General features: G+C 40.7%; 1 protein-coding gene. It reads left to right on the top strand.

The features are described 5' to 3' along the window. On the top strand, positions 1-248 hold a 248-nt coding region (locus tag PL9214_RS29480), incomplete at both ends, for a DUF4158 domain-containing protein (protein WP_139295216.1).

The raw sequence follows: 248 nt of genomic DNA, 5'->3' as shown, positions 1-248 counted from the left end.
TCTCAAAGAGATACAACTCGACGCGAACATTTGGCAGATATTCAACAGGAATTTGGATTTCTGGCTTTTAATACCTCTATCTACAAACAACTCTCAAAATGGTTATTACCTTTTGCCCTATCTTCAGATCAAGGGATGGCACTTGTCGGAGCATTAATTGATGAGATGCGCTTCCGTAAAATCATTATTCCAGCTATTTCTACGGTAGAGCGTTTAGCCTGGGAAGTCAGGCATCGCGCTCAAAAATT

The organism is Planktothrix tepida PCC 9214 (assembly GCF_900009145.1).
In the GTDB taxonomy this organism is placed as follows: domain Bacteria; phylum Cyanobacteriota; class Cyanobacteriia; order Cyanobacteriales; family Microcoleaceae; genus Planktothrix; species Planktothrix tepida.
The sequence above is the reverse complement of the archived record's forward strand: the minus strand, read 5'-3'. Positions and strand labels throughout refer to the sequence as shown.